Genomic DNA, 19204 nt, shown 5'->3' with positions numbered 1-19204 from the left:
AAAATGTTTGACCCAACGGTTTTTGATAATTTAAAAACGGTGCTGGAAGGAGCTGTTTATGACCTTGATTTAGAGGGAGTCATCCTCGTCATAAACCGTAACGATCTGGTTGATCTTGCCCACTTTTCTCGAACGTATAAAATTACATTTCAACTGCGGGAATATCACGCGGCCGGCGTAACATGTACAATTGCATTACAAACAAAACTCGAGCATATCGCTGGGGAATTGCTCGGGCAAAACTATCTTAAGCCGGGATGCATCCTGGAAATTGCCTTTCACATGCCGGTTAAGCAAAGCGAAACAACATGTTTCCATATTAAAGAAGCTTTGGCCAACATTTGGGGCAGCAACCGTATCATTCGTCAAACGTTGACACACGAATATCAAGGAGAAAGAAAAGAATACGACAATCAGATTACCATCGAATTTGATCGGTTAATTGATGAAGGAAATGTTGATGATTTACAAGCGATGATTCCGTATGTTATCGAATCGCTGCGGCAATTACAACCATTTTACGGGATGTAGCTATACATCCCGTTTTTTGCTGTAACAAAAGCTTAGCTTTATATTCTGTACTTCTAATTCTTGCAGGGGTACCTCAAATCCTTTGTGTGCTATTAATTCCGCCTGAATTTTTTGATATGAATTCCTTACTCTTAACAAGTTCTTTTATTTTGTGAATATTTTGCAGTTTTATAGATTGTTTAATCCAAATTATGTTAAGATGTTACAAATAGTTTTAATGGAACGATTTTATTGAGTATTGCTTCTATGTTTATTTTGCATCTCGGGATTTTATCCTAATCCATTTTCAAAACTATGGATTTGTGATTTTCATAGCTCACCAAGCAAGAGAATTTTTAAATGACGGAGATATATAAGCATTTATTGACTCGAGAGCTAAAGAAGTTATGAATTTGGATAATGACTGTTGTTACTGAGGGGGATTGAAGACGATGATTTCAGAACAATTTGATGTTTTCTTATTTGATTTGGACGGAGTTGTTTATATAGGAGATGAACCGTTATCTGGTGCTGTTGAGAGTTTGGCCCGGCTTCGTGAAAAAAAGAAAATAATACGGTTTCTAACAAATGATCCTTGTACAACACGGTCTAAAATAGTCAATCGTTTAAATCGTATGAATATAGAAGCACATGAAGAAGAAGTCATTACTTCGGGATGGGCAACCGCACAATATTTGAAAAGCACAAACTTGAAAATGGCTTTCGTTTTAGGAAATAACGATTTAAAATGGGAATTACGGCAAGCTGGTATAGAAATAACAAACGGCTCTTCCTGTGATGCGGTTGTTGTAGGATGGGATAACACGGTAACTTTTTATGACATTCAAAGAGCTGCAAAATATATTGCTCAAGGTGCTGTGTTTGCCGCGACAAACGCGGATAAAACCTTTCCTGCTCCAGAAGGACCTTTACCTGCAGTCGGTGCGATAGTAGAAGCGATTCGGGTTTCTACAGGAAAAAGACCGGTGATTGTAGGTAAACCTTTTCCTTCTATGTTTCACGAAGCAATAAAAAATTTAGATCCTTCATCCCGCATCGTCATGATAGGAGATAATCCTATGACTGATATATTGGGTGCTCATCAAGCCGGTCTGCAAGCTGTTTTAGTTGGAGAATCAAATACATATCCTGCAAAAAACGATTTTCGAAATGCTGATGCAAATATTCGCGATTTATTAGGCCTTTTTGATCCGGACATCCAGATTAAAAAATGGGTTCGTCCAAATTACCCATGGCCTGAATCAATAAAGCCCGGAGTTGCTGGTATTGTCTTCGATGAATATGGCCGTGTACTTCTTATGAAACGGGCTGACAATGGATTATGGGGAATACCTTCCGGACATGTAGAACCTGCTGAAACGGTAGAGCAGGCGATTATTCGTGAAATAAGGGAAGAAACCGGGCTTGAGGTACAAGTTAAACGGCTTATCGGGGTATATTCTGATCCTGTTTCGCAAATTTTTTCTTATCCTAATGGAGAAATCGCCCATTTTATAACCAACTGCTTCGAGTGTCAAGTGATTGGCGGGAGTCTTAATAAAAACCATTGGGAAACATTAGATATTCAGTTTTTTGATATTCATCAATTGCCTGAAAACCTTTTACCTATGCATCCAAAATGGCTTGCAGATGCTTTGGAACAACAAACATCATCTTATATTCGTTAATGGGGCTGTAGTTAAGAAATCATTTGATACTACATGATCAATGGATACATCCTGAATTCTTATTCTTTGCTGAATTTGATATACTAGGAGAAAAAAGCAAGGTGAGGTATGTTGAGCTTCACCAAGGAGGTATAACCATGAGCGTCTATGATTTTACGGTAAAGACGATTCGCGGCGAAGAAAAGTCGATGGCTGATTATAAAGGAAAAGTACTGTTAATTGTCAACACAGCAAGCAAGTGCGGCTTTACTCCGCAATATAAAGAGCTGCAAGAGCTTTACGACGAGTATAAAGACAAAGGATTTGAAGTGTTAGCGTTTCCCTGCAATCAATTCGGCCAGCAGGAGCCAGGATCAGAAAGCGAAATTGAACGCTTTTGTCAATTAAACTACGGTGTGACGTTTCCGCTGTTTGCGAAAGTGGATGTAAACGGTGCGAATGCCCATCCGCTCTTTGTGTACTTAACGGAAAAAGCGCCGGGAATTTTAGGGACAAAGGCGATTAAATGGAATTTCACCAAATTTTTAGTTGATAAAAACGGAAACGTTGTCGGCCGCTTTGCCCCGCAAACAAAACCAAGCGAGTTAAAGCAGGAGATTGAAAAGCTATTAAATGTGTAAATGCAAAAGCTGTCTTTCCGATGGGAGAGACAGTTTTTTGTTAGGCAAACAAAACGTCCCTTTGCTACAATAGTTAACGACAAAACCATCGAATGTTGAGGGCTGATATGGATAAACGGGAAACCATTCAAAAAACAGAACAATATGTGCGTTCATTGCTAGAGAATGATGCAAGCGGACATGACTGGTGGCACATCGACCGTGTTCGGCGTATGGGCATAACTCTTGCGAAGAAGGAAGGCGCTGACGAATTTATTGTCGAAATGGCTGCGCTTCTTCATGACGTAGCCGATGAAAAAATCGCAGGAAACGAAGAGAAGGGCTTATCTGCTGTAACCTCTTGGCTCGAACAAATGCCGCTGTCCAATGACGATAAAGAGCATATCATTGACATTATCTCTTCGGTCTCGTTTAAAGGAGGACACGGGAAAAAGCCACACACCATTGAGGGGATGGTTGTACAAGATGCGGACCGCCTCGATGCCATCGGTGCGATCGGCATTGCCCGCACGTTTATGTATGCGGGAAGCCGCGGGCATCTTATGCATGATCCGTTCCTTCCTTACCGGGAGAAGATAACGAAGGAAGAATACCGTCATGGTCGCAGTACGGCGATTAATCATTTTTATGAAAAATTATTAAAACTAAAAGAATGGATGAATACAGAAAGCGCGAAACAAATCGCGCTCAAACGCCATCAATTTATGGAGCGTTTTTTACATCAATTTTATCAAGAGTGGGATGAGCAATATGAAAATGTTAACGGTTGAACATTTATCTAAAAGCTATGCGGAAAAAACGTTATTTCGCGATATTTCGTTTACGATTAAAGAACAGGAACGAATCGGCATCATTGGCGTGAATGGGACAGGCAAGTCAACGTTACTGAAAATCATTGCCGGTGTTGAGCTTGCGGACGCGGGACAAATTACGCATTCGAAAGACTATTCAATCGGTTATTTGCCGCAACAGCCCGATTTTCAAGAAAACTTAACAGTATTGGAACAAGTGTTTCACGGGGATACACCGCTGATTCGTTTATTGCGTGACTATGAAACAGTTTTAGCCGAGCTTGAGAAAAATCCCCTTGATGATAAGCTGCAGGAACGTCTTTTCCGCTGCCAGCAGCAAATGGACGCAATGAACGCATGGGAAGCAAGCTCCAACGCAAAAGCGATTCTTACGAAATTAGGCATTGATGACATGACAAAAACAATGGGAGAGCTTTCCGGTGGTCAAAAGCGCCGCGTCGCTTTGGCGCAGGCGCTTATTGAAACACCTGATTTGTTGATTTTAGACGAGCCGACGAACCATCTTGACTACGAAACGATCCGCTGGTTGGAAGAGTATTTGGCGCGTTACAGCGGGGCCGTTTTGCTTGTGACGCACGATCGTTACTTTTTAGATCGTGTGACCAACCGCATTTTAGAGTTGGATAATGGAAAACTATACAGTTATACAGGAAATTACGCAGCATTTTTAGAAGGAAAAGCGCTGAGAGAGGAGCAGGAGCTTGCCGCTGAAGCGAAACGGCAAAACTTATATCGCCGCGAATTGGCTTGGATCAGAAGAGGAGCAAAAGCGCGGACAACGAAACAAAAGGCGCGCATCCAGCGATTCGAACAGCTGGAGCAATCACTTGGAATGGAACAAAAGAGCAGTCTCGATATTTCGTTAAGCGGCAGCCGTCTTGGCAAAAAAGTGCTAGAGTTAAAACGTGTGAGCAAAGCGTTCGGCAGCCAAGTGATTTTAGATAAGTTTAGCTTCCTAGTCAAACCGGGAGACCGCATCGGCATTGTCGGGGCGAACGGAAGCGGTAAATCGACGCTGTTGAATTTGCTTGCCGGCCGAGTCCAGCCTGATGAGGGAGAAATCGAAATCGGGCAAACGGTGAAAATCGCGTATTACACGCAAGAAAATGTTGATATGGATGAAAATAAACGAATGATTGAATACATTCGCGAAGCAGGGGAAGTCATTCATACAACCGATGGAAAAACAATTTCCGCCGCGCAAATGCTGGAGCGTTTCTTATTTCCAATGAATACGCACGGAACACCCATTCACAAATTGTCAGGCGGAGAGAAACGGCGGCTGTATTTGTTGCGCATTTTAATGACAGAACCGAACGTGATCCTTCTTGACGAGCCGACGAACGATTTGGATACGCAGACATTGACGGTACTTGAAGATTATTTAGAAACCTTCCCGGGGGTTGTGATTACGGTTTCACATGACCGTTATTTTTTAGACAAAGTGGCAGAACAATTACTTATTTTTGAAGGAAATGGGAAAATTGCGCATTATTTTGGTGATTACTCCGATTATTTAGAGGAGCAGCTAAAGAAAAAAGGAGAGCAGGCAGAACTTAAGCAGCCAATAATGAAAGAACAAGTTCAGCCTGCAAAGCCGGCCAAGCGCAGATTAAGTTATAAAGAACAGAAAGAATGGGAAGAAATCGAGGACAAAATCGCGGCATTGGAGACGAAATTGCAAGAAATTACGCTGGAAATGGAACAAGCGGCGAGCGACTATGAAAAAGTGCAAAGATTAGCATCCGAACATGAACAATTAAGTGCAGAGCTCGATGCGCTGCTTGAGCGCTGGGCGGAATTGTCTGAACTTGTGGAAGCATTACAATCGAAGTGAAAGGGGAATAAACAGGAATGAACATTAAATCGATTGAACCAACACCAAGCCCAAATACAATGAAAGTGCTGTTAGATGAAGAGCTTCCATTTGGCACAAGCCATAATTATAAGCCGGATAATGTCGGGAATGCACCAGTTATTATTCAAGAATTAATGAAAATTGAAGGAGTTAAAGGCATTTACCATGTTGCCGATTTTTTAGCGATTGAACGAAATCCGAAGTATGATTGGAAAGAGATTTTAACAAAAGTGCGTGAAGTATTTGGTGAAGAGATTGAAAGCACACAAGACGATAAACAAGTACGTAACGAGCATTTTGGCGAAGTGAAAGTCTATGTGCAAATGCTTTATGGATTGCCAATGCAGGTGAAGTTAACCGACGGTCAGGAAGAAAGACGATTCGGTTTGCCGCAGCCGTTTATGGATGCGGTTTTAGAAGCGCAGAAACATGCCGGAAATATTGTCCTTGAACGAAAGTGGGTCGAAAAAGGCGTGCGCTACGGCACGTTCGAGGAAATCGGTGCAGAAGTAGTTGAAGAACTGTCCGCTGCCTATCCGCCGGAACGGTTAGAGCGGATGGTACAAATGTTTAAAAGCGGCGAGCAAGCGAAAACGCAAAAACGAGTAAGCTACAAAGTAACGGAAGAAATGCTTGACGACCCAGATTGGACAAAACGCTATGCGGCTTTAGAACAAATGGCAGAGCCAACCGAAGAAGATTTGCCGGTATTGGCAAAGGCATTAAAAGACGAAAAAGTGGCGATTCGCCGCCTTGCCACCGCATATTTAGGAATGATTGGCGGCAAAAAAGTGCTCCCGTATCTTTATGAAGCGCTGAAGGATAAAGCCGTCTCCGTGCGCCGCACAGCGGGAGACTGCCTATCTGATATTGGCGATCCTGAAGCGATGCCAGTCATGATGGAGGCGTTAAAAGATCCAAGCAAATTAGTCCGCTGGCGCGCGGCGATGTTTTTATACGAAGTAGGCGATGAATCAGCTCTTCCTGCTTTAAAAGCGGCAGAAAATGATCCGGAGTTTGAAGTAAGCATGCAAATAAAAATGGCGATTGAACGCATTGAAGGCGGCGACGAAGCAAAAGGATCCGTGTGGAAGCAGATGACAGAAAGCAGAAGAAAAGGAAACAGCAGTGAATGATAAAGAAAAAATAGTTATTGCGGTATCACCAAAAAACGGCAGCGAAATTGCTGCCGTTTTAACATTTTTTCTGATTCATCTCTTGCCTCTAAACGAAATGCAGGCGGAAGATGTTCATCAGTGGTATCGCTTTTCGTGTTTAGTTCTCATGGTGGAAGCAAAATCTGTAGTGCTCATTTTTTGGATGGATGGCTAATAAACCATCTCAATAAAAGCGTGCAAAAAAATTGTTAAACGAATTGGGCGTTTTCGCGCTCAATTTTTTTATTTTTTGTCTCCTTTCATCATTTGTTGTGACGTAGCAACGAATTTTTGTTATCATTAAAAAAACAATGAGAATGATAATAGTTTTCATTAAAAAAGAGGTGTTTCGTTAAAATATGGAGAAAATTTATTTTTGTCGCGAAAATGGGTTTGAGACGAAAAAGCTATATAAGTTTTTAAAATCAATTTATAAAGAGATAAAAATCAAACGGAAAGATTGTCTCGGTAAGTGCAAAATTTGTAAAAACTGTCCTTTTGTATTAATAGATGGTGAAGTTGTCAAAGGTACAACAGTCGATGAACTTTATTATGAAGTGAATCATCGTATATCAGAAGAATGGTGGAAATTTCGAGGCAACAGATGCAGCAGGAAATAAGATAACAATAGGAAGTGTTTGTATTTTTAACATATTCACCGGGAAAGTCTCCCGCCTCTAAAAAATAACGTGCAGGCGGGAGAGGTTCATGGGAATTTGATAGCTATTATGTTGTAACGGTTGTTGTCGAAGATGGAGCAAATTGAACAATTTCTAACACGATAGGTGTATCAGCAGGTATTGGATCACCGCCGGCAGGTACAGCAATAGCAAGCGAGCCGACAGTTGTGGCACCTGGTGTATATGTCGAGATATCGTCCATTTGTAAAACACCGTTAATATAAACATTATAGTAACTATTATTGGCTGCTAAAGTTGGTAGAGTTGTAGCTGCTGTTCCATCATCTTGAAAAAAATCTGCTGCATCGATTGTTAATGTCGAGCCCGCAGCTGTTTCTGCTGTTGTAACATAGAAAAATCTTGTGTCGGTTGGTACTGCATTCGTTGTAGTGGAAGCAGAAACGAAAAGTTTCATGAGTTGAAGAGCCATATGTGTATCCCCTTTCTTTGAAAAATTGATTGATTTGAATGTTTAAGATAATAAAAATCAAATGTAAGATGACATCTGATATAGCAGAAAAATCGATTAGTTGTTTGACGTGTATAGATGTTGTCTACATTTGTTTATTATCAAAAACATTTTCAATTTATAATATGACTTATTTACATGAATTGCTTTAGCCGTTTGTCATATATAAATCCAACTTAAACTTTGAACATATGAATTAAACATGAAAATCAACCAGGGTTCGGCTCGCTTTTTAAATATGTTGGAAAATTATATATAGTTCGTAAAAAGTAAAAATAAAATGCAAAAAATGATGAATCTGTGCCAGTGATTGAAAAATATGAAATGAACCGTTTATTATATTTAATCTAGCTTCATGTTCACTTTATTTATTCATTTTGCATATAATGTATAAATTCATTTGCACAATTCCATTCTTAAAAAGATGTCGCATATGGGGAAAGTGTGTTTTGAAATCTTTTATTGCGGGAAGAAACGAGTGTTTCACCCTAATTTATCGCCTTTTATTTCAAATAGGGTGTATTTACTAAATTTTCAATTTGGGTGGTATCAATGAAACGAGATAATAAATATCAGAAACATATCATTGCTGTTCCAAAAGTTTATGATTGGATAAACACCACATCAACCGTTCAAATTTGCTTTACTATTAAAATTCCCCCTCAAGTTTTAAAAGTGGATACTTACCAATATAATGCTATATCAGACGGAATAAAAACAGTTTATACGAATGCGGATGAATTGATTGAATATGGAAATCGAGGAATATTAGACCCGACGAAGGTATCGTTTATTAATTTATTTATCAATGGAGTGTTACAACCTAAAAACCTATATGAAGTTCAAGAAGGAATGCTGACTTTAAAGTCTGTTGACACTCCAATAGCGGGTGCTCCGATCATTCTTCAATTTATTACGATAAAGGCAGGCATTTAAATGATATATTCTCTTTTCATACTTTCCTTTCTAGCAGATAGACAAATTTTTGTCATATACCTAGAAAGGATTTATTTATTTTTGTAGAATGCAAATCTTGCTTTATATTTGCTGTAAAGCTTCATTTTGAAGAAAAATTTTATAATTAATTATCAAAATTTTATAAACTTATTGAAAAATAGTGTGAAACGTACTATATTTGTTAGAAAATAGATTGCTAGGAGGAATAAAAATGGAAAAAGATTTACGACATCGAAGTAAAGTAATCAGCGATGATGTAAAGAGAGCGCCAAACCGAGCGATGCTTCGTGCGGTCGGCTTTACAGATGAAGATTTTAAAAAGCCGATGATTGGCGTTGCCAGTACATGGAGCGAAGTGACGCCGTGCAATATACATATTGATCAACTTGCCCTCAAAGCGAAACAAGGGATTAAAGACGCCGGGGGAGCGCCATTAGTGTTTAATACGATTACCGTTTCCGACGGTATTTCCATGGGTACAGAAGGAATGCGCTATTCACTTCCGAGCCGTGACGTTATTGCCGACTCGATTGAAACCGTTGTTGGTGCGGAACGTTTGGATGCATTTGTCGCGATTGGCGGCTGTGATAAAAACATGCCTGGCTGTATGATTGCCATTGGCCGTTCCGAAGTGCCTGCTGTGTTTGTTTACGGCGGTACGATTAAACCGGGAAAACTTCATGGAAAAGATATTGACATTGTTTCTGCATTTGAAGGAGTTGGCCAATATAATAAAGGTGATATTAGCCGTGATGAATTGCATCAGATCGAATGTAATGCTTGTCCGGGAGCCGGTTCCTGCGGCGGAATGTACACAGCAAACACGATGGCATCAGCGATTGAAGCGCTCGGAATGAGCCTTCCAGGAAGCTCTTCTAACCCGGCGGAAACAGAATTGAAATTAGAAGATTGCTATAAGGCAGGGCAGGCGGTTTACAACTTGCTGGAAAAGGGCATTTATCCAAAGGATATTATGACGAAAAAAGCGTTTGAAAACGCGATTACGGTTGTCATGGCGCTTGGGGGTTCAACAAATGCGATTCTTCACTTGTTGGCGATCGCCCATGCGGTAGATGTCGATTTGACAATCGATGATTTTGATCGCATTCAAAAGAGGGTTCCGCATATTGCTGACTTAAAGCCGAGCGGCCGCTATGTTATGCAGGATTTGCATGAAGCAGGAGGTGTTCCTGCTGTGATGAAGCTGTTGTTAAAAGAAGGATTGCTTCATGGTGACTGCCTAACAGTAACCGGTAAGACAGTTGCGGAAAACTTAGCGGAATGGCCGGATTTAAAAGAGGGACAAAAGGTGATTTATCCGCTTGACCGACCGCTCAGACAAACAGGTCCGCTTGTCATTTTAAAAGGAAATCTCGCACCAAATGGAGCAGTCGCAAAAGTTTCCGGTTTAAAAGTGAAACGTTTAACAGGACCGGCAAAAGTATTTGACTCGGAAGAAGAGGCAACAGCCGCTGTTTTAAACAATGAAATACAGCCGGGCGATGTTCTTGTGATTCGCTATGAGGGTCCTAAAGGCGGTCCGGGAATGCCGGAAATGCTTTCCATTTCTGCAATTTTAGTCGGAAAAGGATTAGGAGAAAGCGTCGCCCTCTTAACCGACGGTCGTTTCTCAGGCGGAACGCACGGTTTAGTCGTCGGTCATATCGCACCGGAAGCGCAGGTTGGCGGACCAATCGCATTATTAAAAACAGGAGATTTAGTTACGGTTGACAGCGAGACACAGCAATTGACCGTTCATGTATCCGATGAAGAACTCGAACGCCGCCGCGCCGAGTGGACAGCACCGCCGCTGAAGGCAAAAGGAGTTCTCGCGAAATATGCGCGGCTAGTGTCTTGTGCATCTAAAGGAGCGGTTACGGATCTGTTCGAGGAAGAGAAACAGGCTGAAAAAGTAAAATAATAATAAGCAGGAGGCTGTCTCAAAGGCTAAGGATCAGACCCCAAAACACAATATATAGGACATCATGCTGGATAAATGAGCTATATATTGTGAAATACGCGTGAGGTCAGACCCTTATGAGACAGCTTCTTTCATTTTCGTTGATTTTTTGTATGTAAATATAGTATCCTTTTAGCATTGAGAACAGTTTGGAGGGATACGTCTATGTCAATGGCATACGAAGAATATATGCGCCAGCTTGTTCAGCCGATGCGTGATGAGCTAGTTCGCGCCGGATTTAAAGAGCTGCGAACAAGCGAGGAAGTAGAAGAATTTATGGAAAATGTTGAAGGAACAACTTTTGTTGTCGTAAATTCTGTATGCGGATGCGCAGCGGGATTGGCACGGCCGGCAGCGACGCAAGCAGTGCTTCGCAGCGGCAAAAAACCGGATCATTTAGTAACGGTGTTCGCAGGACAGGATAAAGAAGCAACAGCGAAAATGCGTGAATATTTCGTCGGCATTGAACCATCGTCCCCGTCGATGGCACTTTTAAAAGGAAAAGAAGTTGTTCATTTTATTCCGCGTCATGATATTGAGGCAAATTCAATAGAAAATATTATGGATAACATTATCGCCGCATTTGAAAAACATTGCTAAGGCTAAGAGGATGCTTTTTTGGCATCCTTTTTCTATGCAGACGAAAAGGAACGTGAAAAGATGATTGTTACAACAGCAGGGCGAACAAATAAAGAAATGATTGAAAAAGCGAAACAAATTGCTAATGAATTACGTATACGATATGTAACAAGGCACAAATCATCCGTTGAGGCCATTCAGCGGCAATGGCATGATGATGTTCTTGTTGTCGGAAAAAACCGTTTAGAAATTCGGCCGATGAATGGAGATGAACCGCTATTCTTTCACCCGAATTCAGCGATGTTTCGTGTGAAGCGGATTTTACGGGGAGAGAGCGAACCGTTTTTGCAAGCGACAAAACTAACAAAGGGAATGTCCTTTCTTGATTGCACGCTCGGACTTGCCTCCGACAGTATCGTAGCCAGTATCGTTGTTGGCGAAAGCGGGAAGGTGACAGGAATTGAAGGAAATTGCTACATTGCTTATTTAGTAAAGAATGGGCTTCAACATTGGGATTCCGGACTAGAAAAAATGAATGAAGCGATGCGTCGGATTGAAGTCATACAGAACGATTATCGCCTCTTTTTAGCATCGTTGCCTGACCGCTCTTTTGATGTCGTTTATTTTGACCCGATGTTTGAAGAATCGATTTTAGAGTCAGACGGAATTAAAGGAATAAAACCATTTGCCTTATATACAGAACTGAACGAAGAGGTCATTGTCGAAGCAAAGCGGGTGGCAAGAAAGCGGGTCGTCTTAAAAGATCATTGGAAAAGTGAACGATTTGCGCGATTTGGTTTTTCCGTTTATGTACGCAAAACAGCGAAATTTCATTTTGCAACGATCGAGCTGGGGAGAGAGAAGGATGAATAAAGATGACAAGAAGCGGAACAGCCGAAGCATGATTCATGATTTGTTCGTTGAATTCGTCGGTAATATCGTTGCTGAGCTATTTCCTTCCTTAATACGGTTTACATTGAAAATATGGAAGGCGCTCGCTGACTAGTATGAAGAGAAAATTTTAGGGGAATTTAAGGTGTGGAGGTGATGAAGATGCCAAAACACCGTAAAGACCCATCGAAGACGGGATTGAGTTCACCAGAAGTTCAAGGGCAAGGAACGACAACAACCGAAACAGGGACGTATAAGCAGGATTCAGCCCGGAAAAAAACAAAACAAAGTTAAAAGCGGAGGATGACCGATAAAGTGTTTGACCATGCACAAAGAGGCTGTCTCATAAGGGGCTGACCCTGGGATTTTGAGACAGCTTCTACTCGCTAAACAGCGGTATATTGCGGGGCTGACACTTTGCTTTAGGTCATCCTCTTTTTTATGAGTCAATGAAACAGTTTGCAATATTGTACACGAGCGTAATAAAGCTGAGGAATATAAAAATAGTATTCATCTTTTTCCCCTTTTCTTCACATGAAATTTACAGAAAATATGGTAAACTGAAAATATTAGGGTAATGAAACTTTCTGTTGCTTATAATCGTAGTATGTGTCAAATCGAAGAATGATACATAGTAAAATTCAGAGTCAGTTTATATCAGGGGGAGAAATGATGAGAATTACACTTTCTGAGCGAATGAAAGCATTTGGTACGTCCATTTTCAGCGAATTAGCCGCATATAAACAATCAAAAATTTCTCAAGGCTGTGAAATGATTGATTTAAGCATCGGCAGTCCGGATTTACCGCCACCGGCATTTGTAATGGATACATTGGCAACGCTTGTAAAAGAAGGAAAACAGTATGGTTATCCTCTTTCCGGTACGGAGGAATTTCATGAAGCCGTTGCCGATTATTACAATACTACCTACAATGTAAAACTAAACAAAGAAACAGAAGTGCTATGTTTAATGGGATCACAGGATGGTCTTGTTCATTTTCCAATGGTTTTTGCCGATCCAGGCGATATCATTCTTGTGCCTGATCCGGGATATACGGCTTATGCAACAGGAATTGCGATGGCAGGAGCTGTTCCGTATTTTATGCCGCTTCGAAAAGAAAATAAGTTTTTGCCGGATCTTTCGAGCATACCGGCTCATGTAGCGGAGCGGGCAAAAATCATGATTTTAAACTTTCCGGGAAATCCTGTTCCAGCCTTGGCAACGGAAGCATTTTTTAAAGAAGTGGTTGCGTTTGCGCAAAAATATAATATTATCGTTCTTCATGATTTTGCCTATTCCGAATTGTATTACGATGGTCATAAACCGATTAGCTTTTTGTCGATTGATGGAGCCAAAGAAGTCGGTGTAGAAATGAACTCGCTTTCGAAAAGCTTCAATATGGCAGGATGCCGCATCGGATACTTATGCGGCAATAAGCAAATCGTTCAAGCGCTAGCCAATTTCAAATCGAATCTTGATTACGGCGTATTTTGGCCAATTCAAAACGCAGCAGCGGCCGCTTTAAGAAAGGGGGCTGCTTTTTGCGAACAAAACCGACAAATTTATCAATCCCGTAGAGATAGATTAGTAGAAGGGCTTGCATCCATCGGCTGGAAAATCGACAGCCCAAAAGCAAGCATGTTTGTTTGGGCGGAAATTCCAAAGGGATGGACATCTACTGATTTTACATACGCACTTATAGATAAGGCCAATGTTGTTGTTACACCTGGACAAGCCTTTGGCCCGCATGGAGAAGGGTTTGTGCGCATTGCCCTTGTACAAGATGAAGAAAAAATTCGCCAAGCCATTGCCAATTTAGCAAAGAGCGGCATTTTTGAACGCTAAATAAATAAGAAAGGAGTGAATTTATATGCATCTTCCAAGATGGCTCCGTAAATCGCTTGTTGTCTTAATTACGACGTTAACGTTTGGATTAGTAACACCGCCTGCTTCATTATTAGTGGATGAAGCAAAAGCAGATGATTCTTCAGTCGATGCAACGGTTGTGTCAAACAGGAACGAAAAAGCAGAAGAGGTCCGTGTACTTACACGGGAGGAGTTTGTTCAGCAAACGATGGAAAAAGCGGTTGAACAATCTTACGAAAAATTCGGCGAAAAAATTTTGCCTGTCATTGAAGACGAATTTCATGAAGTCATTTTGCCGCGCATTGAAGAAGTGTTAATATCTTTGGCAGAGCAATATCCAGAAGAAAAGTTAGTGAATTTAGTGATTACAGAAAAGCCTTCTGGCGGCATCGGGGAAAAAATTTTCCATATATATGATAAAACGAGCGGGAAGGATATTGTAAGATTTCATGTAAGACGTGACCATCCACCGCAAGACGGTTATTGGTTTAATTTCCATTACCATACTTATCATGATTCGTTCCAAACACATTATGAATTAGGGCGGATTTATTGGGCAAAAAATACACCGCCGAAATGGATGAGTTAAGGAGCGGTTGGCTAAAAAAGGGGAAAAGTTTTATAGAGTTATATTTTTGGAAAAAATCTATTTTTCAAAAAACTTTCTTAAAAAAATACTTTTCATGATATATTTTTATCATGAAAAGTGTTTTTTATTTTAAAAATAAAACGAATAAATTTTCATAATATTAATAACAAACTTTATTTTAAGTAAAATTATAAGGATTAATTATAAAAGTAATCGCTTTCTTTACTTTTTTCGACATATTTCAACGATTTTTTAAAAAAGTTTATTTACAATTTTCTAAAGTTTTATTAACATATTTATTGATTTATCTTAAACGATAATCTTTAATCTTTGCAAAGTCTATCAACATATTATTTTTAATAGGCGATCGACTGAATTATTAACGAGAACTTAAATTTTTATGGGGCTGACCGATAAGTGTCTGACCTCACGTATATTTACCATATATCCAATGTTATGTCCTGTATATTGTGTTGTGCTGACACTTTACTTTTTGGTCAGCCTCTCATCAATATAATCTATCATTGTTTAGACTAAAGGGGGTAAATCAATGAAAAGAATTGGTTTAGCATGGCAAATTTTTATTGGCTTAATGGCTGGTATCATTGTTGGGGCAATTTTTTACGGAAATCCAGCTGTTCAAACTTATTTGCAGCCAATTGGAGACATTTTTCTTCGTCTCATTAAGATGATTGTCATTCCGATTGTTATTTCCAGCCTAGTTGTTGGTGTCGCCGGTGTTGGAGATATAAAGAAACTAGGAAAACTGGGTGGCAAAACGATTATTTATTTTGAAATTATTACGACCATTGCGATTATAGTTGGTTTGTTAGCGGCCAACATTTTTCAGCCTGGTGCAGGCGTCAATATGAAAACATTAGAAAAAACCGATATTCAAAGCTATGTAGATACAACAAACGAAGTGCAAAGCCACTCCATGATGGACACTTTTGTCAATATTGTTCCAAAAAATATTTTTGAAGCATTAACAAATGGCAACATGCTGGCGATTATTTTCTTCTCTGTCATTTTTGGTTTAGGAATCGCGGCGATTGGTGAAAAAGGAAAACCGGTGTTACAGTTTTTCCAAGGAACTGCAGAAGCGATGTTTTATGTGACAAATCAAATTATGAAATTTGCTCCGTTTGGTGTTTTCGCGTTAATCGGTGTAACGGTTTCTAAATTCGGTGTACAATCGCTTATTCCGTTAAGCAAATTAGTGATTCTTGTATATGCAACGATGATTTTCTTCGTGTTTGTTGTACTTGGAATCGTTGCCAAATTCGTTGGAGTAAATTTGATGCACCTTATTAAAATTTTAAAGGATGAACTAGTGCTAGCTTACAGTACAGCAAGTTCAGAAACGGTATTGCCAAAGGTTATGGAGAAAATGGAGAAATTAGGATGTCCAAAGGCAATTACTTCTTTTGTCATTCCGACAGGATACTCGTTTAACTTAGATGGTTCTACATTGTATCAAGCATTGGCAGCGATTTTTATTGCCCAATTATATGGCATTGATTTGTCTCTTTCTGAGCAAATTTCTCTTGTATTAGTATTGATGGTAACGTCAAAAGGAATTGCTGGCGTACCTGGGGTGTCTTTCGTTGTACTGCTTGCGACATTAGGTACGGTAGGTATTCCTGTAGAAGGATTGGCGTTTATTGCTGGAATTGACCGAATTTTAGACATGGCGCGTACGGCTGTTAACGTAGTCGGTAACGCTTTAGCTTAGCGGCGATTGTTATGTCTAAGTGGGAAGGTCAATTTAATGGTGGAAAAGCTAAAGAGTATATTGAAGAAACACTAAAAAGTGCATAAACGAAACAAAAAAATATCACGAGAAAAATCTCGTGATATTTTTGTTTATAAAAGATTTATTATTTATTATCACGTTATCATCATTCAGGCGGGAAAAGTTGAATCATGTATACAGATCCATTATTTACTTTTATTTTTTGCCGATTCTCTGATTTCTTTATTATGTTATAATTCTAGTAAAGTATCGAAATCGTTCTCTTTTTAAACTTTATATTTTCCAATCCAGTATACGCCGACAACATAAGACAGGGGATATTCATCATGCGCTATATCAATCTGCTTCTTTGTATATTGCTTATCATTCCGTTAACTTCTTTTTCTCATCCTTTTCCATCACAGGGAATCTTATTAGAAGATAGTGAGCTTCGTTCTTTTTTTCCTTCCGATGCTCCAATCCAAAAGATAATTGTTTTACCAGAACAAAAATTTCAGCAAACCGAGGCATTAAAAATCATTCAGACGATCGAGCAGGTTCATCCGTCTATTTTACGTAAAATAGCTGCTAAACGTATATATGTTAAGCTTTTTACAGGAAAAATAACCGATGAAAGAACAGCCTCGCATTTGCATGGCGAACAGCCACGCGGTTACTTGCTGGCTGATGTTACTTGGAATGACGTTCCTGGTATGGGCGGTACCCACGTTGTTTTAGTGAAAATCGGCCATAGCGAGCGGGGCAAAGGCCACGGGTCGATTAATCTTGAGCTTCATGAATTGGCTCATTCGGTTGACCGCATTGTCTTTAACGGCATTCGCTTTCAACCGCGCTTTTTAACGATATGGAGAAAGGAAGCCTATCAGCTGTTTCCGGGAAATTCCTATTTTCTTAACTATCCGGAAGAATATTTTGCGGAAAGTTTCGCGATGTATTACTATAGTGAAAAAACGAGGCAGCAGTTAAAAAAGACAGCCCCTTTGACGTATCAATATATAAAAAATCTCGAAAAGTAGGACTCGCCATCGACAATCGAGTCCTTTTTCGTTTATCATGAAAAAGAATGAAGTTTAGAACGTACATAGAGGTGATCATATGAAACAGTACTTAGATTTGCTCAATGATATTTTAGAAAACGGAGTAAAAAAAGATGACAGAACAGGAACAGGTACTCTTTCCGTTTTCGGAAGACAACTTCGCTTTGATCTTCAAAAAGGGTTTCCATTATTAACAACAAAAAAATTACATATTCGCTCGATTATTTATGAATTATTGTGGTTTTTAAACGGTGATACAAATGTTAAATATTTACAAGAAAACGGTGTGACGATTTGGGATGAATGGGCAGATGAAAACGGTGATTTAGGCCCTATTTATGGTGCGCAATGGCGTTCTTGGAAAGGGGCAGACGGCCAAACGATTGACCAAATTAGTGAAGTGATTGAGCAAATTAAAACCAATCCGAATTCGCGGCGCTTGCTCGTTAGCGCGTGGAACGTCGCGGAAATTGATAAAATGAAACTGCCGCCTTGCCATTACGCCTTTCAATTTTATGTCGCTGGCGGAAAGCTTTCATGCATGTGGCAGCAGCGTTCAGTTGACACGTTTTTAGGCTTGCCGTTTAATATTGCCAGCTATGCTCTTTTAACGCATATGATTGCGCAGCAATGCGACTTGGAAGTGGGAGAACTCATTTTTACTGGCGGAGATGTACACTTATACCTTAACCATATTGAACAGGCAAAACTTCAATTAACAAGAGAGCCGCGACCGTTGCCAAAACTTGTTATCAAACGGAAGCCGGATTCGATTTTTGACTACAAATTTGAGGATTTTGAGATTGTCGGTTATGATCCGCATCCGCATATTAAAGCCCCTGTAGCAGTATAAAATCCATGATTGTTTTTATAACTATTTTCTTGGTAATTCACGCTTTTCTACTGTGACACCCGAACAGAGAACACTGGCGGACAAAGAACATACGTTGTCCGCAAAGCGTTCTCTGTTCTTCGGCAGAAAAGCTATTTAAATAAACTTCCTTTATCCGGATTTTATTGGTTCATCAACACACTTAGTATCAAATCATCCGTTAAGGGGGTGAAAAAATGATTTCACTATTAGTGGCGATGGACCGCAACCGCGTCATCGGCAAAAACAATCAGCTTCCGTGGCATCTTCCTGCCGATCTTGCTTATTTTAAAAAGGTGACGATGGGGCACACGATCATCATGGGGCGCAAAACGTTTGAATCGATCGGCCGGGTGCTTCCTGGACGGGAAAATGTCATTGTAACACGCAATCCATCATTTACGAAGGAAAATTGCATCATCATCCATTCGGTAGAAGAAATAAAGCAGTTTGCCGCAGAGAAGAATAAAGAAGTTTTTATTATCGGCGGAGCGGAAATTTTTAAAGAAGCTCTTCCGTTTGCTGACCGGCTTTATATAACGAAAATTGAAGCAGAGTTTCCAGGAGATACGTTTTTCCCGCCTTTCGATGAAAGCCAGTGGCAGCTTATTTCATGTGAAAAAGGTCCGAAAAATGAGAAAAATCCATATGATTACTACTTTCTCGTATATGAAAGAAAATGATAAGGAGGCTTTCCTTTTTAGGATAGACTCGTTTTGTCATTTATTAATTTGGAGGCAGGTACGAGTGCAATGGACTGCCTGTTACTTTATTTGCTTGGGATACTTCTTATGTAAGGACGTTAAAAATAAAATTTTAATAAAATTTTTAGAAAATTCCCTTTTCTTTTTTGTAATTTGTGATATAATCTACAAATCATTACAGTACTTTTTATCATACAAAT

Annotated in this window: 20 protein-coding genes and 1 pseudogene; 20 read left to right on the top strand and 1 reads right to left on the bottom strand. The window is 39.9% G+C overall.

Annotation, left to right across the window (positions count from 1 at the left end; translation table 11 throughout):
* The first annotated feature begins 3 nt into the window (after positions 1 to 3).
* The 8 genes from B0I26_RS10740 (at position 4) to B0I26_RS10705 (ending at position 7265) form a co-directional block, all read left to right on the top strand.
* Positions 4 to 531, top strand: coding sequence for a hypothetical protein (locus B0I26_RS10740; RefSeq protein WP_111645440.1), 528 nt, complete (start codon positions 4 to 6; stop codon positions 529 to 531).
* A 431-nt stretch (positions 532 to 962) separates the two neighbouring features.
* On the top strand, positions 963 to 2198 hold the full coding sequence (locus tag B0I26_RS10735; protein ID WP_111645439.1) for an HAD-IIA family hydrolase: 1236 nt from the start codon (positions 963 to 965) through the stop codon (positions 2196 to 2198).
* A 137-nt stretch (positions 2199 to 2335) separates the two neighbouring features.
* The gene (locus tag B0I26_RS10730; RefSeq protein WP_111645438.1) at positions 2336 to 2818 is read left to right on the top strand and encodes a glutathione peroxidase; all 483 of its coding nucleotides are present in this window, start codon (positions 2336 to 2338) and stop codon (positions 2816 to 2818) included.
* A 107-nt stretch (positions 2819 to 2925) separates the two neighbouring features.
* Complete coding sequence (locus tag B0I26_RS10725) at positions 2926 to 3588, top strand: HD domain-containing protein (RefSeq protein WP_111645437.1); 663 nt, start codon at positions 2926 to 2928, stop codon at positions 3586 to 3588.
* On the top strand, positions 3569 to 5467 hold the full coding sequence (locus B0I26_RS10720) for an ABC-F family ATP-binding cassette domain-containing protein (RefSeq protein ID WP_111645436.1): 1899 nt from the start codon (positions 3569 to 3571) through the stop codon (positions 5465 to 5467). Before B0I26_RS10725 ends, B0I26_RS10720 begins: the two co-directional genes overlap by 20 nt.
* A 17-nt stretch (positions 5468 to 5484) precedes the next feature.
* On the top strand, positions 5485 to 6624 hold the full coding sequence (locus B0I26_RS10715) for a conserved virulence factor C family protein (RefSeq protein ID WP_111645435.1): 1140 nt from the start codon (positions 5485 to 5487) through the stop codon (positions 6622 to 6624).
* On the top strand, positions 6617 to 6820 hold the full coding sequence (locus B0I26_RS10710) for a hypothetical protein (protein WP_111645434.1): 204 nt from the start codon (positions 6617 to 6619) through the stop codon (positions 6818 to 6820). Before B0I26_RS10715 ends, B0I26_RS10710 begins: the two co-directional genes overlap by 8 nt.
* 184 nt (positions 6821 to 7004) lie before the next feature.
* Positions 7005 to 7265, top strand: coding sequence for a DUF1450 domain-containing protein (locus B0I26_RS10705; RefSeq protein WP_111645433.1), 261 nt, complete (start codon positions 7005 to 7007; stop codon positions 7263 to 7265).
* Between the two features lie 106 nt (positions 7266 to 7371).
* On the opposite strand, the gene B0I26_RS10700 is transcribed toward B0I26_RS10705, so the two are convergent.
* Positions 7372 to 7755: a DUF4183 domain-containing protein gene (locus B0I26_RS10700; RefSeq protein WP_111645432.1), complete on the bottom strand. Its 384-nt coding sequence runs from the start codon at positions 7753 to 7755 to the stop codon at positions 7372 to 7374.
* A 591-nt stretch (positions 7756 to 8346) separates the two neighbouring features.
* Between B0I26_RS10700 and B0I26_RS10695 the strand changes: the two genes are divergently transcribed.
* The 12 genes and pseudogenes from B0I26_RS10695 (at position 8347) to B0I26_RS10645 (ending at position 18983) form a co-directional block, all read left to right on the top strand.
* Entirely contained in the window at positions 8347 to 8730 is a 384-nt protein-coding gene (locus B0I26_RS10695; RefSeq protein WP_111645431.1) for a DUF4183 domain-containing protein, read from the top strand.
* Between the two features lie 232 nt (positions 8731 to 8962).
* Positions 8963 to 10672, top strand: a complete 1710-nt coding sequence (gene ilvD / locus B0I26_RS10690; RefSeq protein ID WP_111645430.1) for a dihydroxy-acid dehydratase — start codon at positions 8963 to 8965, stop codon at positions 10670 to 10672.
* A gap of 204 nt (positions 10673 to 10876) precedes the next feature.
* Positions 10877 to 11311 (top strand): BrxA/BrxB family bacilliredoxin, encoded by a 435-nt coding sequence (locus tag B0I26_RS10685; RefSeq protein WP_111645429.1) that lies wholly within the window; start codon positions 10877 to 10879, stop codon positions 11309 to 11311.
* Positions 11312 to 11371: 60 nt separating this feature from the next.
* Positions 11372 to 12163, top strand: coding sequence for a class I SAM-dependent methyltransferase (locus tag B0I26_RS10680; RefSeq protein ID WP_111645487.1), 792 nt, complete (start codon positions 11372 to 11374; stop codon positions 12161 to 12163).
* On the top strand, positions 12156 to 12296 hold the full coding sequence (locus tag B0I26_RS18280; protein ID WP_181502843.1) for a hypothetical protein: 141 nt from the start codon (positions 12156 to 12158) through the stop codon (positions 12294 to 12296). Before B0I26_RS10680 ends, B0I26_RS18280 begins: the two co-directional genes overlap by 8 nt.
* A 47-nt stretch (positions 12297 to 12343) precedes the next feature.
* Positions 12344 to 12475, top strand: coding sequence for a YuzL family protein (locus tag B0I26_RS10675; RefSeq protein ID WP_111645428.1), 132 nt, complete (start codon positions 12344 to 12346; stop codon positions 12473 to 12475).
* Between the two features lie 378 nt (positions 12476 to 12853).
* Positions 12854 to 14026, top strand: a complete 1173-nt coding sequence (locus B0I26_RS10670) for an LL-diaminopimelate aminotransferase (RefSeq protein WP_111645427.1) — start codon at positions 12854 to 12856, stop codon at positions 14024 to 14026.
* A 25-nt stretch (positions 14027 to 14051) separates the two neighbouring features.
* Entirely contained in the window at positions 14052 to 14636 is a 585-nt protein-coding gene (locus B0I26_RS10665; protein WP_111645426.1) for a YpjP family protein, read from the top strand.
* A gap of 550 nt (positions 14637 to 15186) precedes the next feature.
* Positions 15187 to 16457 (top strand): annotated as a pseudogene (locus tag B0I26_RS10660) (cation:dicarboxylate symporter family transporter).
* A 258-nt stretch (positions 16458 to 16715) separates the two neighbouring features.
* The gene (locus tag B0I26_RS10655; protein WP_409991427.1) at positions 16716 to 17408 is read left to right on the top strand and encodes an anthrax toxin lethal factor-related metalloendopeptidase; all 693 of its coding nucleotides are present in this window, start codon (positions 16716 to 16718) and stop codon (positions 17406 to 17408) included.
* A 79-nt stretch (positions 17409 to 17487) separates the two neighbouring features.
* The gene (thyA, locus tag B0I26_RS10650) at positions 17488 to 18282 is read left to right on the top strand and encodes a thymidylate synthase (protein WP_111645424.1); all 795 of its coding nucleotides are present in this window, start codon (positions 17488 to 17490) and stop codon (positions 18280 to 18282) included.
* 215 nt (positions 18283 to 18497) lie between these two features.
* Positions 18498 to 18983: a dihydrofolate reductase gene (locus tag B0I26_RS10645; RefSeq protein WP_111645423.1), complete on the top strand. Its 486-nt coding sequence runs from the start codon at positions 18498 to 18500 to the stop codon at positions 18981 to 18983.
* The last annotated feature ends 221 nt before the right edge of the window (positions 18984 to 19204 follow it).

Origin of the sequence: Paranoxybacillus vitaminiphilus (genome assembly GCF_003259935.1) — a bacterium.
Classification (GTDB): Bacteria; Bacillota; Bacilli; order Bacillales; family Anoxybacillaceae; genus Paranoxybacillus; species Paranoxybacillus vitaminiphilus.
This window is presented reverse-complemented; position numbering and strand designations above follow the sequence as displayed.